This is a genomic window from Phaeobacter sp. NW0010-22 (genome assembly GCF_040365955.1).
In the GTDB taxonomy this organism is placed as follows: Bacteria; Pseudomonadota; Alphaproteobacteria; order Rhodobacterales; family Rhodobacteraceae; genus OMPR01.
Map to the genome: position 1 here is coordinate 155417 of NZ_BAABWT010000008.1, position 21478 is coordinate 176894.

The window sequence follows — 21478 nt, forward strand, 5'->3', positions numbered from 1 at the left end:
TCAGAATGTCGCGGGTGGGGTTTGGGGTGTCACAAGCGGGGCGCCCGTCGCTTCTATCACTTCTGGGAGGCTGACCCCCTGCGCCATTTCTACAAGTACAAACCCCTGCGGCCCCACATCAATAACTGCCATTTCAGTAAAAATACGCGCCACACAGCGATGGGCCGTCAACGGAAGCGAACAAGCCGCCTTTAGCTTTGGATTTCCCGCACGGTCCGTATGCGTCGTCAGAACAACGACGCGGCGCGCTTTCTGCGCAAGTTCGATACCGCCGCCCACCCCGGGGCTAAACTTGCCGGGGATCTTCCAATTGGCCAGATCGCCATTGGCCCCAACTTCAAACGCACCAAGCATTGTCAGGTCCAGCCGCCCAGAACGCACCATTGCAAAACTGGTGGCACTGTCAAAAAAGGCCGACCCCGGCACGGTTGAAACATATGCGCCCCCCGCATCAATTAAATTTCGATCCGCCATCTCTGGCGGCAGCGTTGGGCCGATGCCCGCCAACCCGTTCTCGGTGTGCAGACAGACGGGAAAATCAGCAGATAGATGATTGATCACTTTGGTCGGCAACCCAATGCCCAGATTAACAACCATGCCCGGCGCAATTTCACGCGCGGCGCGGGCAACCATGCGTTCTCTAGCGTTGGACAACAGCATATTCCTTGGACAAATCACCCAATTCGGTAACGTGATCGATAAAAACGCCGCTGGTGTGTATCGCGTTCGCCGACAACCCTCCCAATGGCAAAACTGTTTCGACCTCGGCAATGACACAATCAGCAGCCATCGCCATCAGCGGGTTAAAATTTTGCGCAGTTGCCGCATAAGCAAGATTGCCGAACGTGTCCCCACACGCAGCGTGGATCAGCGCTACATCAGCACGCAGGGCCGCTTCAACCAGATGAGGTTTTCCTGCGATCTCAACCACTTGTTTGCCCGCGGCCAATTCGGTCCCGATTCCAATATCGCTGAGAACCGCGCCTATCCCAGAACCACCAGCCCGAATGCGTTCCGCAAGAATGCCCTGAGCGTTGAATTCAACGCTGATCTTCCCCTCGTTCATCAAGCCGATCGCATAGCTGTTCAAACCCAGATGGGTTGTCACGAGACGTGAAACCTGACCACTCTTCAACAGATGGTCCAGTCCCATGCCGGGCTCATTCGCATCATTCTTAACCAAGGTCAGATCACGGGCGCCATGCGCCACAAGGGCGTGGATCAGTGTCATCGGTGTCCCCGGCACACCAAATCCCCCGATCATAACCGTATCCCCATCTTTGATAATCGCGATTGCCGCCTCTATCTCACATTGTTTGTTTGGAAGCTTCATTTAGCCGCCTCCACTGGCAGACCGGCGTCTTGAGCAAAGGCATCCAGCGCATCCCGCAGAATGACCATCAACTCGTCGATCTGCTGTTCGGTGATGATCAATGGGGGCGCGATCAGAAAGTGATCACCAGTCATGCCGCCGCGCGTCCGGCGCGAGTAGATGATCAGACCACGTTCATAAGCAAGTTCGACAAGCCGTGCATGAGCATCAAGTTCGGGTGGCAGCGGCTCCATCGTCTCTCGGTCAGAGACAAACTCAAATGCGGTCAACAAACCCTTGCCGCGCACATCACCAATAAAGGGGTAACGATCCATCAGCGCACGCAGCTGCACCATCAAAACCTCACCCATTCTGGCGGCGTTCTCGATCAATCCCTGATCTTCCATCTCTTCCAGAACAGCCAATCCTGCCGAACACGCCAAAGGGTTTCCGGCATAGGTAAACCCATGCAGAAAACCACCAGCATCCAGAACAGGTTCGACCAACCGCGCCCCAGCAACAATTGCCCCAAGCGGCGCATATCCAGCGCCAAACCCCTTGGACATCGCAACGATATCCGGTGTGATGCCCCAGTGTTCAGCCGCCAAGAATTTTCCGGTGCGCCCTGCCCCTGTCATGACCTCATCATAGATCAGCAACACACCAAATTCGTCGCAGATGTCGCGAATGCGGCCATAATAACTATCGGGCGCAACCAAGGCACCGGTAGACGCCCCACCAACGGGTTCCATGATAAACGCCAGAACAGTTTCCGGCCCTTCGGCAAGAATTTTGTCCCGCAAAAGGTCGGCGTATTTTATCCCACGCGCCTCTTCACTCAGATTGTCGCGATCCAGATAGGTCGCAGGCGCTGCCACTTTGGGCATCCCCTCCATCATAGGTGCAAAGGGTTCGCGCAGTGGATCATAACCGGTCAAATCCAACGCACCAAAGGTGCAGCCATGGTACGACGGAAACCGCGATATCACCTTGTGGCGTGCGTTTTGCCCCTGTGTCAGCGCAAATTGACGGGCCAGTTTCACAGCACTCTCAACTGCCTCTGATCCACCCGAAACAAAGAACACGCGGTCCAACCCATCGGGGGTCATGGCAACTGTTTTCGCTGCCAGATCCTCGGACGGATGGGTGCGAAAATGCAACCGATAGCCAAAGGTCGCCTTGTCCATCTGCGCCTTGATCTTGGCCAGCACACGTGGGTTGGAATGACCGATGTTTGACACCATCGCGCCAGACGATCCATCGATATAGCGTTTGCCCGCCTCATCAAAGAGATAGATCCCCTCGCCGTAATCCAGAAACGGACGCGGGTTGCGCGATTGATAGAACAGATATGAGGAATCGTCGCTCACTTGGCACCTTCGATATGCTTACGGAGAAATTCGCGGGTACGGTCTTTGGTCGGGGTCTTGAAAATGACTTCGGGCGGGCCTTCTTCGACAACAACGCCTTTGTCCATGAACAGCACACGGTCACAGACCGAGGCCGCAAAATCCATTTCGTGGGTCACAATGATCATGGTCATGTGCTGTTCGGCGAGGTTTTTCATGACCTGATTCACCTCTTCCACCAATTCCGGATCCAGCGCCGAAGTGGCCTCGTCAAACAGCATCAGTTTGGGTTTCATTGCCAGTGCCCGCGCAATCGCAACCCTCTGCTTTTGCCCGCCGGACAGTTGCGATGGGTAATAATCAATCCGCTCTAACATGCCGACGTTATCAAGCTGTTCTTCTGCCAGCTTGTTCGCCTCTTCCTTAGAGATCTTTTTCAACAACATCGGCGCCATAGTGACATTTTCGCGCGCAGTCATATGCGGGAACAGATTAAAGTGCTGAAATACCATCCCAACATGTTGGCGCATCTCGTTGATGTGCTTTTCATACTGCCGATGCGGCAGTTGTTTGTTCACTTGCACCCCATCCAACCAGATTTCACCACCTGTCAGCGGATCCAAATCATTGATAGCGCGCAACAAGGTCGACTTGCCCGAGCCAGACGAGCCGATGATGCCAACAATCTGCCCACGCTCAACCGTCAGGCTGATGTCTTTGAGAACCTCCAGCGTGCCAAAGGATTTTTGGGCGTGCCGGATTTCGACAAAGTTTGTTGTTTCGGTCATGAAGGGCCTCGTAAAATCAGCGGGAGATTGAGATGCGGCGCTCGATTTTGCGCTGCACCCATTCCATGCCCAGGTTGATGACGTAATAGCATGCCGCAGCCAGGATATAGAATTCGAACGGGCGATAGGTCTTGCCGATAACCCGCTGCGCCGACAGTGTCAGTTCACTCACCCCGATCACCGACACCAAAGCACTGTCTTTCAAAAGCGCGATCATATTGTTGCCAATCGGCGGAACCACATCCCGAACGGCCTGTGGGATGACGACTTTGCGCAGCGCCTCGCCCCGGCTTAATCCCAAGGTCCGGGCCGCTTCCATCTGGCCTTTGTCGACAGCCAAGATCGCAGTTTGAATTAGCTCCGAATTATAGACAGCAAAGTGCAATCCCAACCCGATGATCCCAGCCACAAAGGCGGGTAGATCAATGCCAATCTGAACCAACCCGAAATAGATCAGAAACAGCTGCAACAACAGGGGCGTCCCCATGAACAGCCACGCGATCAAACGAAACGGCTGGCGGATGATCCAAGGTGCATAAAGTGCAATCACAGCAAAAATGATACCACCAAAAAAGCTCAGGATCGCAGCCGCAACCGTGATGCCAATGGTCCAGGCACAACCAAGCAGGATCACGTCGAAATATTTGGGAATAATCGAAAAATCGAGGCCCATCAGTCTTTCCTTTTCCGATCAGGTGATTTGCACTTTGCGGTCTAGCCAGGCGATGCCACGGCCGACCACATAGATGATGATCATGTAAAGAACCCCTGCCAGCAGGAACATTTCAAAGGGCTTATAGGTCGATCCAATGTAACGCTGCGCGGTATAGGTCAGTTCGACGACCGAGATCGCCGCGACCAGCGCAGTCGCCTTGATCAGTGCGTTGATATTCACCCCCAACGGGCGCACCATCAGCCGGGCAGATTGCGGTAGAATTATCCTGTACATGGCTTGCCATTGGCTCAGCCCAAGGGTGCGGGCCGCTTCGCGCTGGCCTTTGTCGATCGCGATAATCGCACCGCGGATGGTTTCAGTCATGTAAGCGCCGGCGTTTATGCCAAGTCCGATCACACCCGCCTCGAACGCATCCAGTTGGATACCTATCTGGGGCCCCCCGAAGTAGAGGATAAACAGCTGGATCAAAGCAGGCGTGCCGCGAAACACACTGACATAAGCCGCACCGACAAACCGCAATCCCGCATATCTTGACAAGCGGGCCGCCGCGCCGAGCGCTCCACAGGTCAAACCCAATATCGCCGTCAAAATCGACAAAAGCACTGTGATCCAAGCGGCCTCAAGAAAGAACGGATAGACCTTAAGCATCAGTTCAAAATCCATGCTGCCCCCCTGTGGCCATATCTTGTGAAACGGGCACAGCGCACCGTCTCTGAAACGAAGGTTTACCGATGTTGAGGAACATGCAAGCTCACACCAACGGTCCATGCCCAAAAGAAAGCCCCGCCGCCAAAGCCGACGGCGGGGAGGAGAGCGCTTAGCGGATATCCGCGCCGATCCACTTTTCGGCCAGCGCAAGATAGGTGCCGTCTTCCATCATGGAATCCAACGCTTTTTGCATTTCCTCAGCCAAGGCTGGGTTACCCTGACGAATTGCGATGCCCGCCCCAAACGGTTCGGTGCCGGGATCGTCGAACATTGCAAATTCCTGACCCTTGGCCGTCATCGCCAGAATGGCCGCAATCGAGTCGTTGACGATCGCATCAACACGCCCGTTTTCCAATTCAAGCAGAAGTTCAGGCAGACCTTTGTAAGTATTGATTGAATACCCCATCTCCCGGGCCCAATCCTCGTGGGTTTCGCCCAAAGTCAGGCCAACTTTCTTGCCTTTCAAACCATCAAGGTCGGTAATATCTGACCCTGGCTTGGTGAAGATAGCGCGCTTATCCGAATAATATGGCCCAACAAAATCAACCACCTCATCGCGTTCGGCCGTGATTGTCATCGACCCAACAATCGCGTCGTATTTGTTCGCCAAAAGCCCGCCAATTATGCCGTCCCACGCAGTGGTCACAATTTCGGCCTCTAGCCCCATGCGTTTGGCGATTTCCGTGCCAACCGCCGGGTCAAATCCGACAACCTGATTTTCATCATTCACAAAGTTAAACGGAGGGTAAGCCCCTGACATTGCGATGCGGATCACACCCTTTTCTTTCAGGGTATCAAGCTCCTCTGCGACAGCGGCGTTCAGCCCCATTACTGCAAAGCCAGCAGCGGCGATTGCAGATTTCAGGATGGTACGGCGAACAGTCATCTTTGTCTCTCCTGTTGATAATTGCCGGGGTAAAGGCCCGTGCAGTCTTGGCGGATTACCCCCGCTCAAGCTGAGACTTGCATGGTCTCTCATATCGTGCAAATAAATATATGCCATTATCAATATAGATGAGATCTATGAGCTTACCGCATCAACAACGCTTTCCTTGGAACCTTGATTGGAATCTGCTGCGCACCTTTATGGTCATCGTCGAACAGCGCGGTATTTCAAAGGCTGCTGACTTTTTGGGCCTGAAGCAGCCAACAGTTTCTGCCGCTTTGAAGCGCCTCGAAACAGCGACGGGCCGGACACTCATCATTCGCAAACCCAACGAGTTTACCATCACGCGCTCAGGCCATGCGCTCTATTCCGAATGTGCCAAGATTTTCGGTTCGATCTCGCAACTCCCTTCGCTCTTGAATGTCGACAATGCAGAACTGCGCGGACATCTTTCTATTGCCACCACCAGCTCTGTAATCTCTGAACATTTTGACGACTTCTTGGATCGGTTTTCCACCGCACATCCACACGTAACTTATTCCTTTTCAGTTTACGAAAGCGACGAGGTCGAAACGATGATCTCGCAAAACAGAGCGAGTTTTGGCATCTGCCTCTTGTCTAAAGCCCCGCAGAATCTGGACAGATTGGTTCTATACAGAGAATTCTTTGGGCTCTTTTGCGGCGCCCGCCATCCCTTGTTTCTTGCCAAGAAAATCCGCCCCAAAGATCTGGAAGGTGAGCCGTTCGTAGCCTTTCAAACAGAAGCCGAAGGCGGTCCACTGGATGTCATTTCCCGCCTGCGTGCCCGTGCGGGTCTGGCCAACACTTGGCGCGGCGTGTCCTCTAGCCTGAATGAAATTCGCCGGATGATAATGGCAAATGTCGGAATTGGCGCGCTGCCTCTTCACGTCGCAAAGCAAGACGTGATTGCGGGCAACATTCGCCAGTTGCCGCCTTATGATGACCTGCCCTTGGTGAACATCTATCTGATCACAAATCCTGCCCGCCGCCAGTCCGACGCCGAAGCCATCTTCTTGTCCAACTGTGAGGCTGAACTTGCTGAGATCCCTATCGAAGATCGGACGTATGGGGCAATTTAAACGGCACATCACACCCTTCCAGGATAGGCGTGGGTGGCTAAAAATCTGCTCCTAGTTCCTGCTCTTCTAAGGCTAATTTCACGGCAAGACTAAAAACCTGCGCCTGCGAAGACAAAATTTCATCTGGGCGATGCATCAGCCCGACTGGCCCGCGCGTAATCGCGGTATCAATCGGCAGTGCCCTAAGATGCCCGTCTGCAATTTCGTTGGCCACAACCCCCGCTGAAATGATCCAGATCGCATCGGAATGCCGCGTGAAATGACGACCAAAAGCCCCTGACACGGTTTCGAGGCGATTGTCGATCTGCCCCACACCGTGGGCAATCAAAAAACGATCCACCAATGGCCGGATCGCAGACCCTTCGGGTGGATAAATCACCTGCCATTCACCGATCCGTTTCAAATCTGGCGCATCCAACAGCGGATGGCCCGCTCGCACCACGAATTCGACTTGTTCTTCGTAAAGCTGCGTAAACGTAATTCCCTGCATGGTCTCTGGTCGCCCCAATCGGCCGATCACCAGGTCCAAATCCCCAAGGCGCAACCGTTCAACAAGGTAGCTATGTGGCCCATCCACGATTCTAAGCGTTGTATTTGGGGCCAATTCGGCAAACTTGGCTGCAACACTTGGCATGAGACGCGCAGCAACTGATGGCAGCGCCCCTACAGACAAAAGGGTCTTACCGCGCGCACCAACTTGCTCTACCCCGGTTAACCCTTGCTGAAGCGAGGCCAACGACATCTCGGCAAAATGTAAAAACACCTCTCCCTGTCGTGTCAGAACGACCCCTGCCCGATTTCGGGTCAACAGGGTTGCCCCCATAATGCCTTCCAGCTCTTTTAATGTTTTAGAAATCGCCGGTTGGGTCAAAAACAGCTTTTCCGCCGCGCCCTTCAGACTCTGCTCGCGACAGATTTCCACATAACATTGGATGTGACGAAACTTGATACGGCGATCGATCACTTACTTGCTACTTTCCGAAACTAAAATCGACATAAGATCATTTTACTTAATCGTTTATCGCAAGCAATATCTCTGTAGAAGATTTCAGGAGAGTCAAAATGCGCACCCAAGTCGCGATCATTGGCGGTGGCCCCTCCGGGCTTTTGCTAAGTCAGCTTCTGCACCGCAAAGGCATCGACACAGTGGTGCTGGAACGCAAAACCAAAGATTACGTTCTGGGTCGAATACGGGCCGGTATTTTGGAAGTCGGCTTTGTGAACCTGATGCGCGAAGCCGGGGTCGCAGACCGTATGGACAAAGAATGCTTTGCCCATGATGGCACCGTCATCTCCTTTGGCGAAACCCAATTCAACATTGATTTCAAAGAGCTGACAGGCAGCAATGTCGTTGTTTATGGCCAAACCGAAGTCACACGCGACCTATACGAAGCCCGCGAAGCAATGGGTGGTCAGATTGTTTTCAACACAGAAAACGTGACTATTCACGGCGCGGATTCAGACGCACCACATGTCACATATACAGTTGATGGCACCGAACATCGGATCGATTGTGACTATGTCGCCGGATGCGATGGGTTCCACGGCATAAGCCGCCAAACCATTCCCCTAAGCATCAGAAAAGAATATGAAAAGCTTTACCCGTTCGGCTGGCTGGGTGTTTTGTCGGAAACCCCACCCGTGAATGACGAGCTGATTTACTCTGGCTCCGAACGCGGCTTTGCCTTGTGTTCGATGCGCAACGAAAACCTGAGCCGGTATTATATTCAGTGCTCGCTGTCTGATGCCCCCGAAGATTGGACAGATGACGCGTTTTGGACCGAGCTAAAACGACGTATCCCCGCCGAATACGCAGACAAGCTGGTGACAGGTCCCTCGATCGAGAAATCCATTGCCCCGCTCCGATCCTTTGTGACCGAGCCGATGCGCTGGGGGCGTTTATTTCTGTGCGGGGACGCGGCCCATATTGTTCCACCCACAGGCGCAAAGGGGTTGAACACTGCCGCCAGTGATATCCACTATTTGTACAATGGTTTGGTGCAAATGTACGAAACGGGCAAAAGCGACGGCATCGACCAATATTCCGAAAAAGCATTGGCGCGCATCTGGAAGGCCGAGCGTTTCAGCTGGTCCACGACAAACCTATTGCATCGTTTTCCCGACCAAAATGCATTTGACCTGAAGATGCAAAAGGCCGATGTCGATTTCCTGCGTGGAAACCGCGAAGCGCAGTCGGTCTTTGCCCAGAACTATGTAGGCTTGCCGTACTGATGCGTTCGAAAATGGCAAACCTGCTCCGACATAGAGATAAACTCCCCCCGCATTCCTACAGGAGACATCGTCATGAATGATCGCTTTGACGCGGGCATGAAAGTGCGGCGGTGCATATTGGGCGACGCCCATGTTGACAGGGCTGAAACGGCGAAGTCCCCAATAGATGAACCGTTCCAAACCTTGATTACCGAAGGGGCATGGGGCACGGTTTGGGCCTCGGACGGGATTAGCGACCGGGAACGGTCCATGCTGACGCTGGCCTTGCTGGCGGCGCTTGGCAATTTCGAAGAGATCCCGATGCATATCCGCGCCACCGCGCGCACCGGGGCCAGCAAACAAGACGTGCTCGAGGCGTTTCAGCATGTCGCGATCTATGCAGGCGTGCCCCGCGCCAACCACGCGCTAAAGCTGGCCAAACAGACCTACGAAGAGATGGAACAGGAGTGACAAGGGAAATGCACAGACAGGACCAGCCAGAGGTGTCATCCAGCCATGTCTAAACCAGCCGAATTCTATCAACGCGACCGCGAGCGGCACCCAGCCGCCCTGACGCCCAACTATAAAACAAGTGTTGCGCGATCCCCTCGGTACGCACTGATTTCATTGCAAAACTCGGTCAGCGAAATCACGGGACCGGTTTTCGGCCATGCGGACATTGACCCGATCGATAATGATCTGCTCAGCAATTACGCGCAGCCGGATCAAAGCCCGATTGGCGAACGCATCATCGTCCATGGCAAGGTTCTGGACGAAAACGCGCGCCCTGTGCCCAACACGCTTGTCGAGATTTGGCAGGCCAATGCCGGTGGACGCTATCGGCATAAGAAAGACACCTATCTTGCCCCGATTGACCCAAACTTTGGCGGCTGCGGGCGCACGATGACCGACGAAAACGGGTATTACTATTTCCGCACGGTCAAACCCGGTGCCTATCCCTGGCGCAATCTCGTGAACAACTGGCGACCTGCGCATATTCATCTGTCGATCTTTGGCTCGGGCTTTGCCCAACGCCTGATTACGCAGCTTTATTTTGAGGGCGATCCGCTGATCCACAAGTGCCCGATCGTCAACACGATCCCGGATCCCGATGCCATCGAGCAGCTGATCGCCCGGCTGGATCTGAACGCGACGATCCCTTTGGATACAATCGCTTACAAGTTCGACATCGTTTTGCGCGGGCGCCGGTCGACCCTGTTTGAAAACCGGTTGGAGGGCAACTGATGTCTCAGGATCTGAATTACCTCAAAGAAACCCCTTCGCAAACCGCGGGACCCTATGTGCACATCGGATTGGCGCCGGGGGCTGCCGGGTTTGACATCTATCGTCAGGAGTTGGGATGGGACATTTGCGGCCCTAATGCCAATGGGGAGCGCGTCCGGATAGAAGGGGTCGTGATTGATGGCACCGGATCGCCCATCAAAGATGGGCTGCTAGAGGCGTGGCAGGCCAATGCAACGGGCATTTATGCCCACCCCGAAGGCGGTGGAGACGTCGAAGAGGGATTTCGCGGGTGGGGGCGTGTCATTACCGATTTTGAAACCGGTGAATGGGGGTTCGACACTGTCAAACCGGGTGCAACGCGCGGACGCAATGTTGGGATGCAGGCCCCTCATATCAATCTCTGGATCGTAGCGCGGGGTATCAATGTCGGGTTGAACACGCGCATCTATTTTGACGATGAGATGGATGCCAATGCCGCCGATCCAGTGCTGAACCTGATCGAATGGGAACGCCGCCGCGCCACCCTGATCGCCAAACGCACAGACCGCGATGGTCAGATCGTTTATCGGTTTGATGTCCGACTGCAGAGCGAAAACGAAACCGTCTTTTTTGACATCTGAACCGCACGGTCCGCCAGCCCAAAGATCACGCTGGCGGCCCTTTCAAACACAGTCTGATCCACTGAAAATTGCCCTTTGTTTAAACGCGCATCATTAACAACGGTCTCGCAATGTATGCTGATCGTTGACCTGCGTACCTTTTGGCATTACGAACTGTATACAGAATGTAATGCAATTCAATAACGCAGAGGTCACGCCGTGAACGAGACAACTCCTACCGCCTTAAACGGTGCACAGATCATTTTGAAAATGCTTGAACTTCATGGCGTTAAGCATGTTTTTGGCCTGCCCGGGGAAACCACAATCGGGTGGTATAAGGAATGGCGCGAACATTCCGACATCGAATATGTTCTGACTCGAGACGAACGCACGGCCTCGTACGCGGCCGAAGCCTATGCTAAAATCACCGGCCGCCCCTGTGTGCTCGAGGCGCCAAGCCCCGGCGTCACACATTGCTCCCCCGGCATTACCGAAGCTTATCTAAGCTCTGTTCCTGTCATTTTCTTCAGCTCGGATATCCCAATCAATCAGGACAAAAAGCACGGTCTAACCGGCGTGGACCAATCCGCGTTGTATGACAGCATCTGCAAAGAGTCCTTTGTGCTGACCAATGCCAAGGACATCCCCTTTCTACTCCGGCGCGCGTTCCGCGTGGCGACCTCGGGGCGCCCTGCCCCTGTGCACATTCGCGTCCCGATCAACGTGTTTCACGAAGAGGCCGAGATCACGGATCTATACGCCGAAAGCGACTACAGCGTTTATCCGGCGCACCGGCCCGTCGCCGATCACAGCAAGATCAAAGCCGCGGTTGAGGTTTTGCTCGCCGCCGAAAAACCGGTCATTGTCTGTGGCCAAGGTGGGCTGATTTCCAAAGCGACGGACGCGCTTCTTGAGCTGGCAGAATTGTTGCAAATTCCAGTTGGAACCACAACGCCGGGCAAAGGCACCATTCCCGAAAACCATCCTTTGGCGCTGCGCGTGATCGGGGGACGGGGTGGCATGGAGTATTCCAACCGCTATGTCCGCGAGGCAGACACCGTGTTCTTTATCGGGACAAACACCGACAGTGCCGCAACCGATCATTGGAAACTGTATGGCGACCCGAACGCAAAAACGTTCATGCATCTCGATATCGCCGAAGCCCACGTGGGCAACAATTTCCCGGTCAAAATCGGGCTGGTTGGCGATGCACGCGCCAGCTTGGAATACATGGTTGAGATCATCAAAGCAGATCACCCAACGCTGCAACGTGATGAGATCGATCTGAACCCGATCAAGAAAACCGCGTTGGACAAAGTGTTCAATTCCAACATTCCAATGCCCGAAGGGACTGTATCACCAGTCAAGCTCAGTCAGGCGTTGGACAAAATCCTGCCGGCAAATGCGATCGTGACGTCCGAACCCGGCGTCAGCGCGATTTACCCTTCTGCCTTGCTGACCATCAAAGAGGCCGGGCGCCGCTATATCACCAACTATTCCATGGGCGCGTTGGGCTATTCGGTTCCCGCAGCTTTGGGGGCGTCTTACGCCTCGGACGGGCCAATCATTTCGTTCACCGGGGACGGCTCATTTGGCTTTGTGATGGGCGATATGGAAACCATCCGACGCAGCAACAAAAACGTAACCGTCATCCTGACCCGCAATGACGCCTTTGGCTGGATCCGGGGCGAAGCCCTGTTGCTGGACGATGTGGATGAGCCTTGGTCGACTGATTTCGGATCTGTCAATTACATCAAACTGGCTGAGGCCTTTGGCTTTAAAACCGCACGCATCACCAGCGAAGATGATATCGAGGCGATCTTGCAGGACGCAATCGACCACCCCGGAGCAAGCTTTATCGAGATGATGGTGCCAACGCAGGACAAGATCATCCCGTTTGTTCCCAATTGGGTCCGCGCTGCCAAAGCAAAGAACCTCCCCTATTTCGAATAAGGCAGGCCCCACGATCCGGCCTTAAAAGAGGCCGGATCGTGGATCATCAAGATCCAATGGAAACCGGCTTGGGATCAGACCTTGATGGAACCAGTTCACAAAGGAATGGATTGAAAACACCGGTAACCCGGTCACTTTTCGAACGTCGAGCGCATAGGGCGTCATGTTCGTACATTCCAGCACGATAGCCCCGACATCGCGATCCGTTTCGACAATCTGGCGCGCCGCATCAATCATATCCTGACGACAAGCTTCGAAGTCGATAGCTTCGTGATCATCCAGAATACTGCGGGTAAAGGTGTGGCCCTCATCGGTCCCGAAAATGGGAACCTCATCCAGGTTTTTCACCCCCGCCGCACGCAGGTGCGCAGGCGTCAGCGTATTTTTGGAAATGGTCAGAACGGCAACCTTTTTGTCCGGCGCCAACAAGGCCTGAACCATCGGGATCTGCATAAGCGAAGAAGTGGCCACAGGCACAGGCACGGCCTTGGAAATACGCTCTTGGGTCAGTGCCAGAAAGCCGCAATTCGTGGTGATCCCATCACATCCAGATTCAACCAACTCGTTCGCGGCGGCTATGAAATCATCCACCAACAGCATCGGATCCTGACGCACAACTTTGTCCGGGCTTGCCCCTTTGACGACCCTGTACTGCACTGGAAACGACCACGTCGTCGCATTGCCAATATCGCCAAAAATACGAGGGAACCGTGCTTCGAGCATCAAAATACCCAACACCGCCCCGTAAACAGATTTCCCGCCGTATACCATTGTCATGATGTGATACCTTTTCAGGGTCTTTTATTGCTGAGGGACGTAAAGATGCGTGTAAGCCTTGCCTACAATCTCGGTCGCTTCTGCGTTGTGTTTCTTGATGTGATCGCGCATCCGGGCCACGGCAGCATCCGCATCACGTGCGGCGATCGCCTCAAAAATGTGCATGTGAGCCGCATGGGTAATGTCGATCTTTTCGCGCATCGCGATCCAGCGGACATACCGAATGCGTTCGTAAGTCAGTTCGATCATGTTCACCAATTCGGGATTGCCTGACAGGTTGGCGATCATCAGGTGAAACTGTTCGTCCAGTGCAACGATTTCCCGCGTTGGGGTTCCGTCTGTATAGCGACCTGCCGTATCCAGAATGAATTGCTGCAGTTCGGCAATCTGGTCATCACTTGCCCGTTCAACCGCGGCACGAATGGCTGCGGTCTCCAGCGCCTCTCGCAATTCGTAAAGGTTCACAACCAGTTGCGGATTGAGTGGTTGGCAGAAAAACCCGCGCCCAGCCTCAAACATCAACAGCCCTTCGGCCGTCAACCGGTTCATCGCCTCGCGCAGCGGTGTGCGACTTGCCCCAAGCCGTTTGGACAGCTCACTTTCGTTGATGCGCTCTGCTGGCTTGAATTCAAAATTGGCCGCCATGTGACGCACTTGCTCGTACACCAAATCAACGCTTGTGCTCATGTTGGGTCATGTCCTCGATTGATGATATTCTTTCTGACAGGGCAGAAAGAAATGTCAATTGATTTGCGGACAATCTTGAATTCTTGTCGGTATACAATTTGAAAACACCCCGATCCAAAAAGCCTTTCCCACAAATAGATACGGCGACGGAGATCCGTCGCCGTTCTGATCGGTCCAAATTCCGATTCCCAAAGGGCGTTTTAGATCCGCATACGCGGTACATCGTTTGGATCAATGCGCAGTTCAATCAACACAGGTCCCTTACGAGTCTCAAGCGCAGAAATCGCGGCTTCCAAATCCTCGGCAGACTGCACTTCGATGCCCTGCCCCCCCAACGAAGTGGCTATCTCTGCAAAAGAGGGCCAATCGAACTGTGTCAGGCTGGGATCCATTTTCCTGTCGAGGAATTGGATATGTTCCGCACCATAGGCTGAATCGTTGGCAACAATCACGATCAGATCCAGACCAAGACGTACGGCGGTGTTGAATTCATTGATCCCGCCCATCATGAATCCCCCATCGCCACTAAAGACGACCACAGGCCGGTTGGGTGCTGCCACCCCCGCACCAATGGCTTCTTGGATGCCCAAACCAATGGACCCAAAGTTCGCAGTTACAACGAAACTCTGCGGATCAGGGGAGGAAATACGGCACCACACCTCGGTCATGAAACGACCCCCATCCGTGACCAGAATGCGGTCAGACGGCAGCGTTTGTTCAAACCGTTCCAGCGCCTGCACATAATTCACAAAACCATCTGTCGTTTTGTCTGATCCCGTTGGATGTGCCGTAAGAGTTTCGATGTCCAACTCGCGGGTAAACCCGCTCGCAGGGATTTCTGCTTCGTCCAACCAATAGAGGATGGTTTCTGCGGTCAAACCTGAATCCGCCACCAAAGCCGCATCCGGGTGCAACCCCCCACCAATCGCGGTGGGTTCGATGTCCACCTGAATAATGCGTTTATCTTTCATCAGCTTACCACGGTCCGTGGTAAAGTCATGCAGAGCCGTTCCGAAACAAATGATGCAATCAGACTGGGCAATCAGCTCATAGGCCGCGGGTGTGGAGAGTGTGCCGAATATATCAATGTTATAAGGGTGATCATTGAACAACCCCTTGGCTTTCAGCGTCGTCGCAAGCGGGGATTCCAACCTGTCGGCAAGTTTGATCAACTGATCGCGCGCACCAACTGCGCCCGCACCGGCCAATATCAAAGGACGGCGTGCAGACGCGATCATACCAATCGCCTCGTCCAGAATGTCACCCTGCGCTACACCACCCGGAGCGGTGAACACGTCGAGCACCTGTACGTCGTGCTCGGTTTCCTGCCACATAAAATCCGCTGGCATATTCACAACGATAGGGCGACGTTCCACCTGCGCCCGGTAAAAGGCGCGTGCTATATCCTTGCTCACAGTATCCGGCGCGCGCACCTGCTCAAAGCCAGCGCCAGTGGTTTTAACCAATTCACGTTGATCAATGCCTTGCAAATGGCGCGGGTTGGCGACCGGGGTATCCCCCGCAAGCAGAACCATGGGAACATGACCCCGCACCCCTTCGGTCAGCGCCGTGATACAGTTCGTCAGCGCCGGACCATGAGTAACCGACGCCACGCCCACTTTGCCAGCCACATGCGCATAGGCCAAAGCCATCAAGACAGAGCTGCCCTCGTGCGCTGCAGGCACAAATCGGCCACCGCAATCGCGCACAAAACTATCTACCATGAATAAGTTGGCGTCGCCCATCAGCCCAAACATCGTAGCTGCCCCATGATCAGCAACGGATCGCGCAATAGATTGATAGACGTTCATGTTGGTCCCCATGGGGCTTCACTCCTAATGTGTTTCAGGTACACCTACCTGAGAACCAGTGCGAGAAGTGCGCAATATTCACGGTATTATGAATTCACGACGCGGTAAATTCACCCATTTTGGTAGATTTGCGCGCAAGTACCGCATCTTTTCAAACCTCCAAACGCTATTCGAAAATCCCCCTCCACCCCCAGACAGCCATGCGCCAAGGCACTTCCATTGCCTTCTGGCTATTCTTCCAAACTTCGGCTCACGCCAGAATGATGGCTAGGTTTAAGCACAGCTTTCCAGCACCTTTGCTACCGTCAGAGGCCTAAATACACGTCGCTGCCCGCGCGCGCCGCACCGGGCCTTGGAATAAACTAAGGCCCCTCCAGGCATAGAAGAAATGCAAACTTCCGCCGAGATGTACAACACAGCCATCCCACCGTCATAATGGCGGCGGTTTCAAAAGGTCAGCCGTAGTTTGGCGCACGTTTCTGCATCAACGCGGCAACGCTTTCGGCAAAATCCGGGGATTTGAGCTGCTCTACGAACACGCTGATTTCAGCTGCCATGTGGTCGGCAATCTGATCTTTCTGATTTCGGATCAATGCCTTGGACCGACGCAATGCAACGGGGGCAGATTGGGCAACCGACTGGGCAATGGCTTGAACCTCTGTCATCAGATCGGCATCCGCAAAGACACGCGCGACCAAGCCGTAGCTATGCGCTTCGTCAGCCGTCAGGGTCCGACCAGCCAACAAGATGTCGTTGGCCACAGCCATGCCCACAGATGCAGGTAACAGGATCGAGGCACCGGCCTCGGGCACCAGCCCCAATTTTACAAACGGTGCGCCGAATGTGGCGCTTTGACCTGCGTAGACCAGATCGCAATGCAGCAGCATGGTCAGGCCGATCCCGATCCCCGGCCCATTCACTGCCGCGATCAACGGTTTCGGGCAATCCCGGATCGCATTCAGAAACCGACCCACTGGTGGCATCTCTTCGCTTTTTCCACTTCCTTGGATCGAAAAATCCTGCAAGTCATTGCCCGCGGTGAACATGTCGCCCGCCCCGGTCAGGATCAGCGCGCGGGCCGTATCCGTTTGCCCGTACTCTTCGATGGCATCCGCCATCGCACCGTACATCGCCTGCGTGATGGCATTCTTTTTATCTTGGCGGTCGATGGTCACGGTGGTGACGCGTGCCTCGGTCGTGATGAGAATGTTGTCGGTCATGGTCAGGATCCTCTGAGTTCACGTCATGCGCGCAAAGCAGACGAGGCTGGACTGGCAGCAATTGGCACAAGAAATAGGGAAACAGTACAGGCGCATCAACATAATGGGCCGATTACCTCGCGTCGCCCGTCACTGGTGGGGTCCGCACCGCCCGATCATTGGGTTTCGGGACCTGTGCAGGCCCCCGCAGGGCCGATCAAAACGATCTTTCCAACATCATACCGCGGCGCAAATGGCAGAGCGCTTATGACGGTTTGCCCCTGACAATAATCAAACTTCACCAGACCGTCGCGGGTATCCACGATCCCTTTGGCCCGATGCACATCGGCCGGAAGGGTCGCGGTCCAGCGTCGCAGCGCCGCCTCTGAGGTGGGTCTTGGGTGATCCAGAATACGGCTCTTAAACTCTGGCAGGACATCCACCATCGTGGCCGCAACGACGGATGTGACCCCATTCAAGGCGTCCCCAACCGAGGCTATGAAAACAGCATCAGGTGCCAAGCGTGCGACGGTTTCTGCGGCGTAATCTGTTTCCCGGTTTAAGGCTACAAAATCAGAACTGGTGATCTGCGCTGCAAACAGCCGCCCGATGAATTTGTCCCGGGCATTGCGCCGCGCTGCAGCGCCATTGATCACCGTCAGGATGCGCGCCGGATCAACCCCCGCCACCCCACGCAACAGCAACGCCAATCGCGCTGGGTCAGATACGCCGCTGGCCTCAACAATCAGTAGATCCGGCGCGGTGGCGACTGCGCGCTTGGCGGCCCCCAGTAGATCATCACCAATTACACAACACGCACAGCCATTGGTCAGCGCAATGGTATCCCCCTCAGCCGTTTTAATCAGTGCGGCGTCGATGTTGATGGCCCCGAAATCATTGACCAGAACCACGGTCCGTCGCCCGCCGGGATCAGCGAGAAAATCATTGATCAGTGTGGTTTTACCGGCCCCCAAATAGCCCGCCACGATCAAGACGGGCAGGCTCATTTCGGGCGCGGATGAACCGCCCCTTCAAATACGGTGGCATCAATTCGGATATCTTTGAGCTTGGCCGGGTCAACCTCGTACGGATCCTCGTCCAACACGGTAAAGTCCGCCTTTTTCCCAGACCGGATTGAGCCAATCTGCCCCTCTTGGCCCAACACCCATGCCGCATCAATCGTGATCGCTTTCAACGCCTGATGGATCGAAATCCGTTCGTTTTCACCAAGCACCGCGCCAGATTCAGCAAAGCGATTGACCGCGACCCAAACACTGGTCAACGGATGCGCCGGGGCCATGGTGAAATCAGAATGCAACGCAAAGGGCACATCGGCGCGGGCCAACGACCCCAGCCGCGCCATCTGACTGGCACGCTCATGGCCAATGGATTCCCGCCAATAGGCCTCGCCCAACTCGTGCAGGTAATAAACATTGGCAGAGACCAACGCCCCCAAAGCCTTGATCCGACGCACCTGATCTTCGGTCGAGACGCCGAAATGCTCAATGGTGAACCGGTGATCGACACGGGGGCGTTCAAATTGTAGCTTATCCAGCACATCCAACGCCAACTCGACCCCCAAATCGCCGGTGCAATGCACGTGAATTCGGTATCCCGCGTTCCAATACGGGCGCGCAATCGCTTCGAACTGCTCGGGCGCGGTCAGCCATTCACCATGATGCCCATCGATATACCCGGGATCACCCAGCTGCATCAGTTCGGAAAAGAACGCGCCATCGGTGAAAAATTTCACATGCCGGTCAAAGAACAACCGATCCGTGCCGCGATTGGTCAGGGCATCGACCCGATCAAAGGCCGCCTCGGGCGAGCCAGTCAATTCGGGATCAGGCAGACCGCGCGGCACCATCATCACCCGATAGGGCGGCGCAACCGAGTCCATCGCGTGGGTATAGGCCGCCCATTCCAGCTCGTAGTCAAACATGCCCCAAGCCATATCAGCGACCGTGGTATGGCCCCCTGCATGCAGCACCTCGTGCAGCTGTGCCAGCCCGGCACCAAACCACGTCGGCGAAAACAGGATCGGTTTCACCCCCTCGATGGCCACCATCGCGCCAGTTTCCGAAAACCGCCCGGCCTCCGCATCAATCTGGGGGTGGGTCTCCATCACCTCGGCATTGATGTTCAAAAGGGCAATCGCAGCGTCATTCAGGATCACCTCGTGAAACGAGCGATGCCAGACCAGAATGGGGCGTGTCTCAGAAATTTCGTTCAATTGCGCGCGGGTAACCTGACCATGCCAGATCTGGTGATACCCCCACGTGACAAAGATGGGCTGCGCGCCATCGTCAGCGTCGACCGCCTGTTTTACCGCCGCCAAGTACTCAGAATGGCCGCGTGTGGCCTGACCGCTCTGCCCCGGCAAATCCCATTCAAACGCGGTGATGAACCGCGTTGGCAACAGAACCGCGCCGATAAAGGGATGCAGATGCGGGTCAATGAACCCGGGCAGGATCACCTTGTCTGCAAACCGGTCGTCCACCTCGTGAGGGTGCGCATCCAGCCACGGCGCAAGACTTTCCCGCGTTCCCGCCTCAAGGATCACGCCATCGCGCACTGCAACCGCCGTGGCCGGTGGCGCGCTGTCGGTCATGGTGTGGATGCGTTTGGCCGTAAATACCGTGATCTTGCTCATGATCTATTCCCTTGTTGCAACAACCCCAAAGAGGCTTGCACCAGCATCTGCGTCAGCCCTGCCTTATCGCGCGGGAACAACCGCCCTGCCCCCAGCCGCGTCTGCAGTGTGACCATGATGATCAACTGCAGCGCATGGCGCAGGGCCTCATCCGGATCAGCGGCTGTGATCTGATCGCGGTACTGATCCAGATAGGTCATCACATGCGCCTCAAGCGGGGCCACCAGAACGCCAGTATCCGCCGAGCGGTCCGAACTGAGTGTGTTAAGCCGCTGTGACGCACGATAGACCCCCAATCGTTCGGTCATGCTGTCGTGCAGACCGCCCGCCAGATAGGCCAACATCTGGGGCAAATCGCCGTGAATGTCCCGGTTCAGATCCAACGATTGAATAACATCGTCGGCCTCGTCGATGAACCGCTCGATCATCAGCCGGGCCAGCCCTTCTTTGTCGGTAAACCGATGATAAAAAGTTCCCGTAGAACAGCCCGACCTCTCGATGATGTCCGTGACCTTTGTGCTCTGATACCCGTTTTCGGCAAACAACGCCTCGCCCGCCTCTAGCAGCAACTGTTCGGACCGAACACTGCGGGCCTGTTTGCTGGGGCGGTATCCGTCTGATCCGCTCTTGCTCATGTCGGTGCCCTTTCCCTGTGTCGTCGCGCCATCAGCGGCACCGAAGCCCCCGCCAACCCTATCAAAATCCCGCCCAAAATGGCCGATTGCGGCGGGTATTCCCCAAACGCCAACCACCCCAGACCCAACGCCACTGGCATTTGGACGTAGAGCATGATGCTGATCCGTCCAATATTGCCACGAGCCAACTGCATGGCAAGGCTGGCCAGAATGATACCCAGAACCGCAAATCCGGCACTTAGCTGAATGAACATCTGCGCATTCAACGCTGGAACCGATCGATCTGCCAACAGCCACCATGGCACAATGACCAGCGACACACCGTTCACGGCCCAGAATGTAAATCCAAGCGGCGTTGCTGCGGTGCGGTTCACCGCAACAAACGTATTGGTCACCGCATTCGACAGCGCCGCGGCCACCGCGATCAGCAAAGTAGCCGAGATCCCCTGAAACCCCGGATCAAGGATCAACCAAGTGCCCGCCAGACAGGTTACCAACACCACGATCACATGCGCGCTCAGCCGTTCGCCCAGCACCAGAACACTGATCAGCAGGGCAAACACTGGCGACAGTTGAAACAGCATGGCGTGCTGGGCATAGGGGTTCATCATCAATGAGGTGATGTTCAACGTCGCCATCACCAGCAACAAAACCGCCCGGATCAACAGCCGCCCCGGTGCATGAGGATACAAATGATGGCGAATGCCACCCTTCAGATGCGCCAACACCAGCAATGCCGCAACGGTAAAGGGCCATGAAAACACCATCAGCGCCGGCAGCGACACCCCCGCCAGCGATGACTTCTTGATAAAGAAATCGCCCAGCGTCAGGCCCGTTGCACCCAATGCCATGACGACATACGCCATTACCGGAGGGGATCCTGCCTGCA

22 protein-coding genes are annotated in these 21478 nt (G+C 55.1%); 6 read left to right on the plus strand and 16 right to left on the minus strand.

The annotated features are described in order from the left end of the window. From ABWV33_RS17485 to ABWV33_RS17515, 7 genes are all read right to left on the minus strand, one after another. Positions 1–654 (minus strand): 3-oxoacid CoA-transferase subunit B, encoded by a 654-nt coding sequence (locus ABWV33_RS17485; protein WP_353332568.1) that lies wholly within the window; start codon positions 652–654, stop codon positions 1–3. Then, entirely contained in the window at positions 641–1333 is a 693-nt protein-coding gene (locus ABWV33_RS17490) for a CoA transferase subunit A (RefSeq protein WP_121998958.1), read from the minus strand. Before ABWV33_RS17490 ends, ABWV33_RS17485 begins: the two co-directional genes overlap by 14 nt. Beyond that, positions 1330–2682, minus strand: coding sequence for an aminotransferase family protein (locus ABWV33_RS17495; RefSeq protein WP_353332570.1), 1353 nt, complete (start codon positions 2680–2682; stop codon positions 1330–1332). Before ABWV33_RS17495 ends, ABWV33_RS17490 begins: the two co-directional genes overlap by 4 nt. Further along, the gene (locus ABWV33_RS17500) at positions 2679–3449 is read right to left on the minus strand and encodes an amino acid ABC transporter ATP-binding protein (RefSeq protein ID WP_353332572.1); all 771 of its coding nucleotides are present in this window, start codon (positions 3447–3449) and stop codon (positions 2679–2681) included. Before ABWV33_RS17500 ends, ABWV33_RS17495 begins: the two co-directional genes overlap by 4 nt. A gap of 16 nt (positions 3450–3465) precedes the next feature. Then, complete coding sequence (locus ABWV33_RS17505; protein ID WP_353332574.1) at positions 3466–4122, minus strand: amino acid ABC transporter permease; 657 nt, start codon at positions 4120–4122, stop codon at positions 3466–3468. 18 nt (positions 4123–4140) lie between these two features. Further along, positions 4141–4788, minus strand: a complete 648-nt coding sequence (locus tag ABWV33_RS17510) for an amino acid ABC transporter permease (RefSeq protein WP_113822099.1) — start codon at positions 4786–4788, stop codon at positions 4141–4143. Positions 4789–4942: 154 nt separating this feature from the next. Further along, positions 4943–5719, minus strand: coding sequence for a transporter substrate-binding domain-containing protein (locus tag ABWV33_RS17515; protein WP_353332576.1), 777 nt, complete (start codon positions 5717–5719; stop codon positions 4943–4945). A gap of 137 nt (positions 5720–5856) precedes the next feature. On the opposite strand from ABWV33_RS17515, the gene ABWV33_RS17520 reads away from it, so the two are divergent. Continuing rightward, entirely contained in the window at positions 5857–6819 is a 963-nt protein-coding gene (locus ABWV33_RS17520) for a LysR family transcriptional regulator (protein ID WP_353332578.1), read from the plus strand. 37 nt (positions 6820–6856) lie between these two features. Here the strand turns inward: ABWV33_RS17520 and pcaQ are convergent, their stop codons facing one another. Then, on the minus strand, positions 6857–7783 hold the full coding sequence (gene pcaQ, locus ABWV33_RS17525; RefSeq protein WP_353332580.1) for a pca operon transcription factor PcaQ: 927 nt from the start codon (positions 7781–7783) through the stop codon (positions 6857–6859). A gap of 98 nt (positions 7784–7881) precedes the next feature. On the opposite strand from pcaQ, the gene pobA reads away from it, so the two are divergent. The 5 genes from pobA to ABWV33_RS17550 all read left to right on the plus strand — a co-directional run bounded on the left by pobA (position 7882) and on the right by ABWV33_RS17550 (position 12827). Beyond that, positions 7882–9051, plus strand: coding sequence for a 4-hydroxybenzoate 3-monooxygenase (gene pobA, locus ABWV33_RS17530; RefSeq protein WP_353332582.1), 1170 nt, complete (start codon positions 7882–7884; stop codon positions 9049–9051). Positions 9052–9123: 72 nt separating this feature from the next. Beyond that, a complete protein-coding gene (pcaC, locus tag ABWV33_RS17535; RefSeq protein WP_353332584.1) occupies positions 9124–9501 on the plus strand; it encodes a 4-carboxymuconolactone decarboxylase in 378 nt (125 codons plus the stop codon). Between the two features lie 45 nt (positions 9502–9546). After that, entirely contained in the window at positions 9547–10275 is a 729-nt protein-coding gene (pcaH, locus tag ABWV33_RS17540; protein ID WP_353332586.1) for a protocatechuate 3,4-dioxygenase subunit beta, read from the plus strand. After that, the gene (pcaG, locus tag ABWV33_RS17545; protein WP_353332588.1) at positions 10275–10895 is read left to right on the plus strand and encodes a protocatechuate 3,4-dioxygenase subunit alpha; all 621 of its coding nucleotides are present in this window, start codon (positions 10275–10277) and stop codon (positions 10893–10895) included. The genes pcaH and pcaG overlap by 1 nt, the downstream gene beginning before the upstream one ends. A gap of 198 nt (positions 10896–11093) precedes the next feature. Beyond that, positions 11094–12827 (plus strand): thiamine pyrophosphate-binding protein, encoded by a 1734-nt coding sequence (locus ABWV33_RS17550; RefSeq protein WP_353332590.1) that lies wholly within the window; start codon positions 11094–11096, stop codon positions 12825–12827. Between the two features lie 21 nt (positions 12828–12848). Here ABWV33_RS17550 and ABWV33_RS17555 read toward each other — a convergent pair whose 3' ends face one another. The 8 genes from ABWV33_RS17555 to ABWV33_RS17590 form a co-directional block, all read right to left on the minus strand. After that, a complete protein-coding gene (locus ABWV33_RS17555) occupies positions 12849–13598 on the minus strand; it encodes an aspartate/glutamate racemase family protein (protein ID WP_121999021.1) in 750 nt (249 codons plus the stop codon). A 30-nt stretch (positions 13599–13628) separates the two neighbouring features. Then, entirely contained in the window at positions 13629–14291 is a 663-nt protein-coding gene (locus ABWV33_RS17560) for a GntR family transcriptional regulator (RefSeq protein ID WP_164619746.1), read from the minus strand. A 200-nt stretch (positions 14292–14491) separates the two neighbouring features. After that, a complete protein-coding gene (locus ABWV33_RS17565) occupies positions 14492–16114 on the minus strand; it encodes a thiamine pyrophosphate-binding protein (RefSeq protein WP_113822088.1) in 1623 nt (540 codons plus the stop codon). A 443-nt stretch (positions 16115–16557) separates the two neighbouring features. Further along, a complete protein-coding gene (locus ABWV33_RS17570) occupies positions 16558–17322 on the minus strand; it encodes an enoyl-CoA hydratase (RefSeq protein WP_353332593.1) in 765 nt (254 codons plus the stop codon). A gap of 155 nt (positions 17323–17477) precedes the next feature. Continuing rightward, positions 17478–18308, minus strand: a complete 831-nt coding sequence (locus tag ABWV33_RS17575) for a CobW family GTP-binding protein (RefSeq protein ID WP_353332595.1) — start codon at positions 18306–18308, stop codon at positions 17478–17480. Next, positions 18305–19954, minus strand: a complete 1650-nt coding sequence (locus tag ABWV33_RS17580) for an amidohydrolase (protein ID WP_353332596.1) — start codon at positions 19952–19954, stop codon at positions 18305–18307. The genes ABWV33_RS17575 and ABWV33_RS17580 overlap by 4 nt, the downstream gene beginning before the upstream one ends. After that, entirely contained in the window at positions 19951–20589 is a 639-nt protein-coding gene (locus ABWV33_RS17585) for a TetR/AcrR family transcriptional regulator (RefSeq protein WP_353332598.1), read from the minus strand. The genes ABWV33_RS17580 and ABWV33_RS17585 overlap by 4 nt, the downstream gene beginning before the upstream one ends. Beyond that, positions 20586–21455 (minus strand): DMT family transporter, encoded by an 870-nt coding sequence (locus ABWV33_RS17590; protein WP_353332600.1) that lies wholly within the window; start codon positions 21453–21455, stop codon positions 20586–20588. The genes ABWV33_RS17585 and ABWV33_RS17590 overlap by 4 nt, the downstream gene beginning before the upstream one ends. Positions 21456–21478 lie beyond the last annotated feature (23 nt).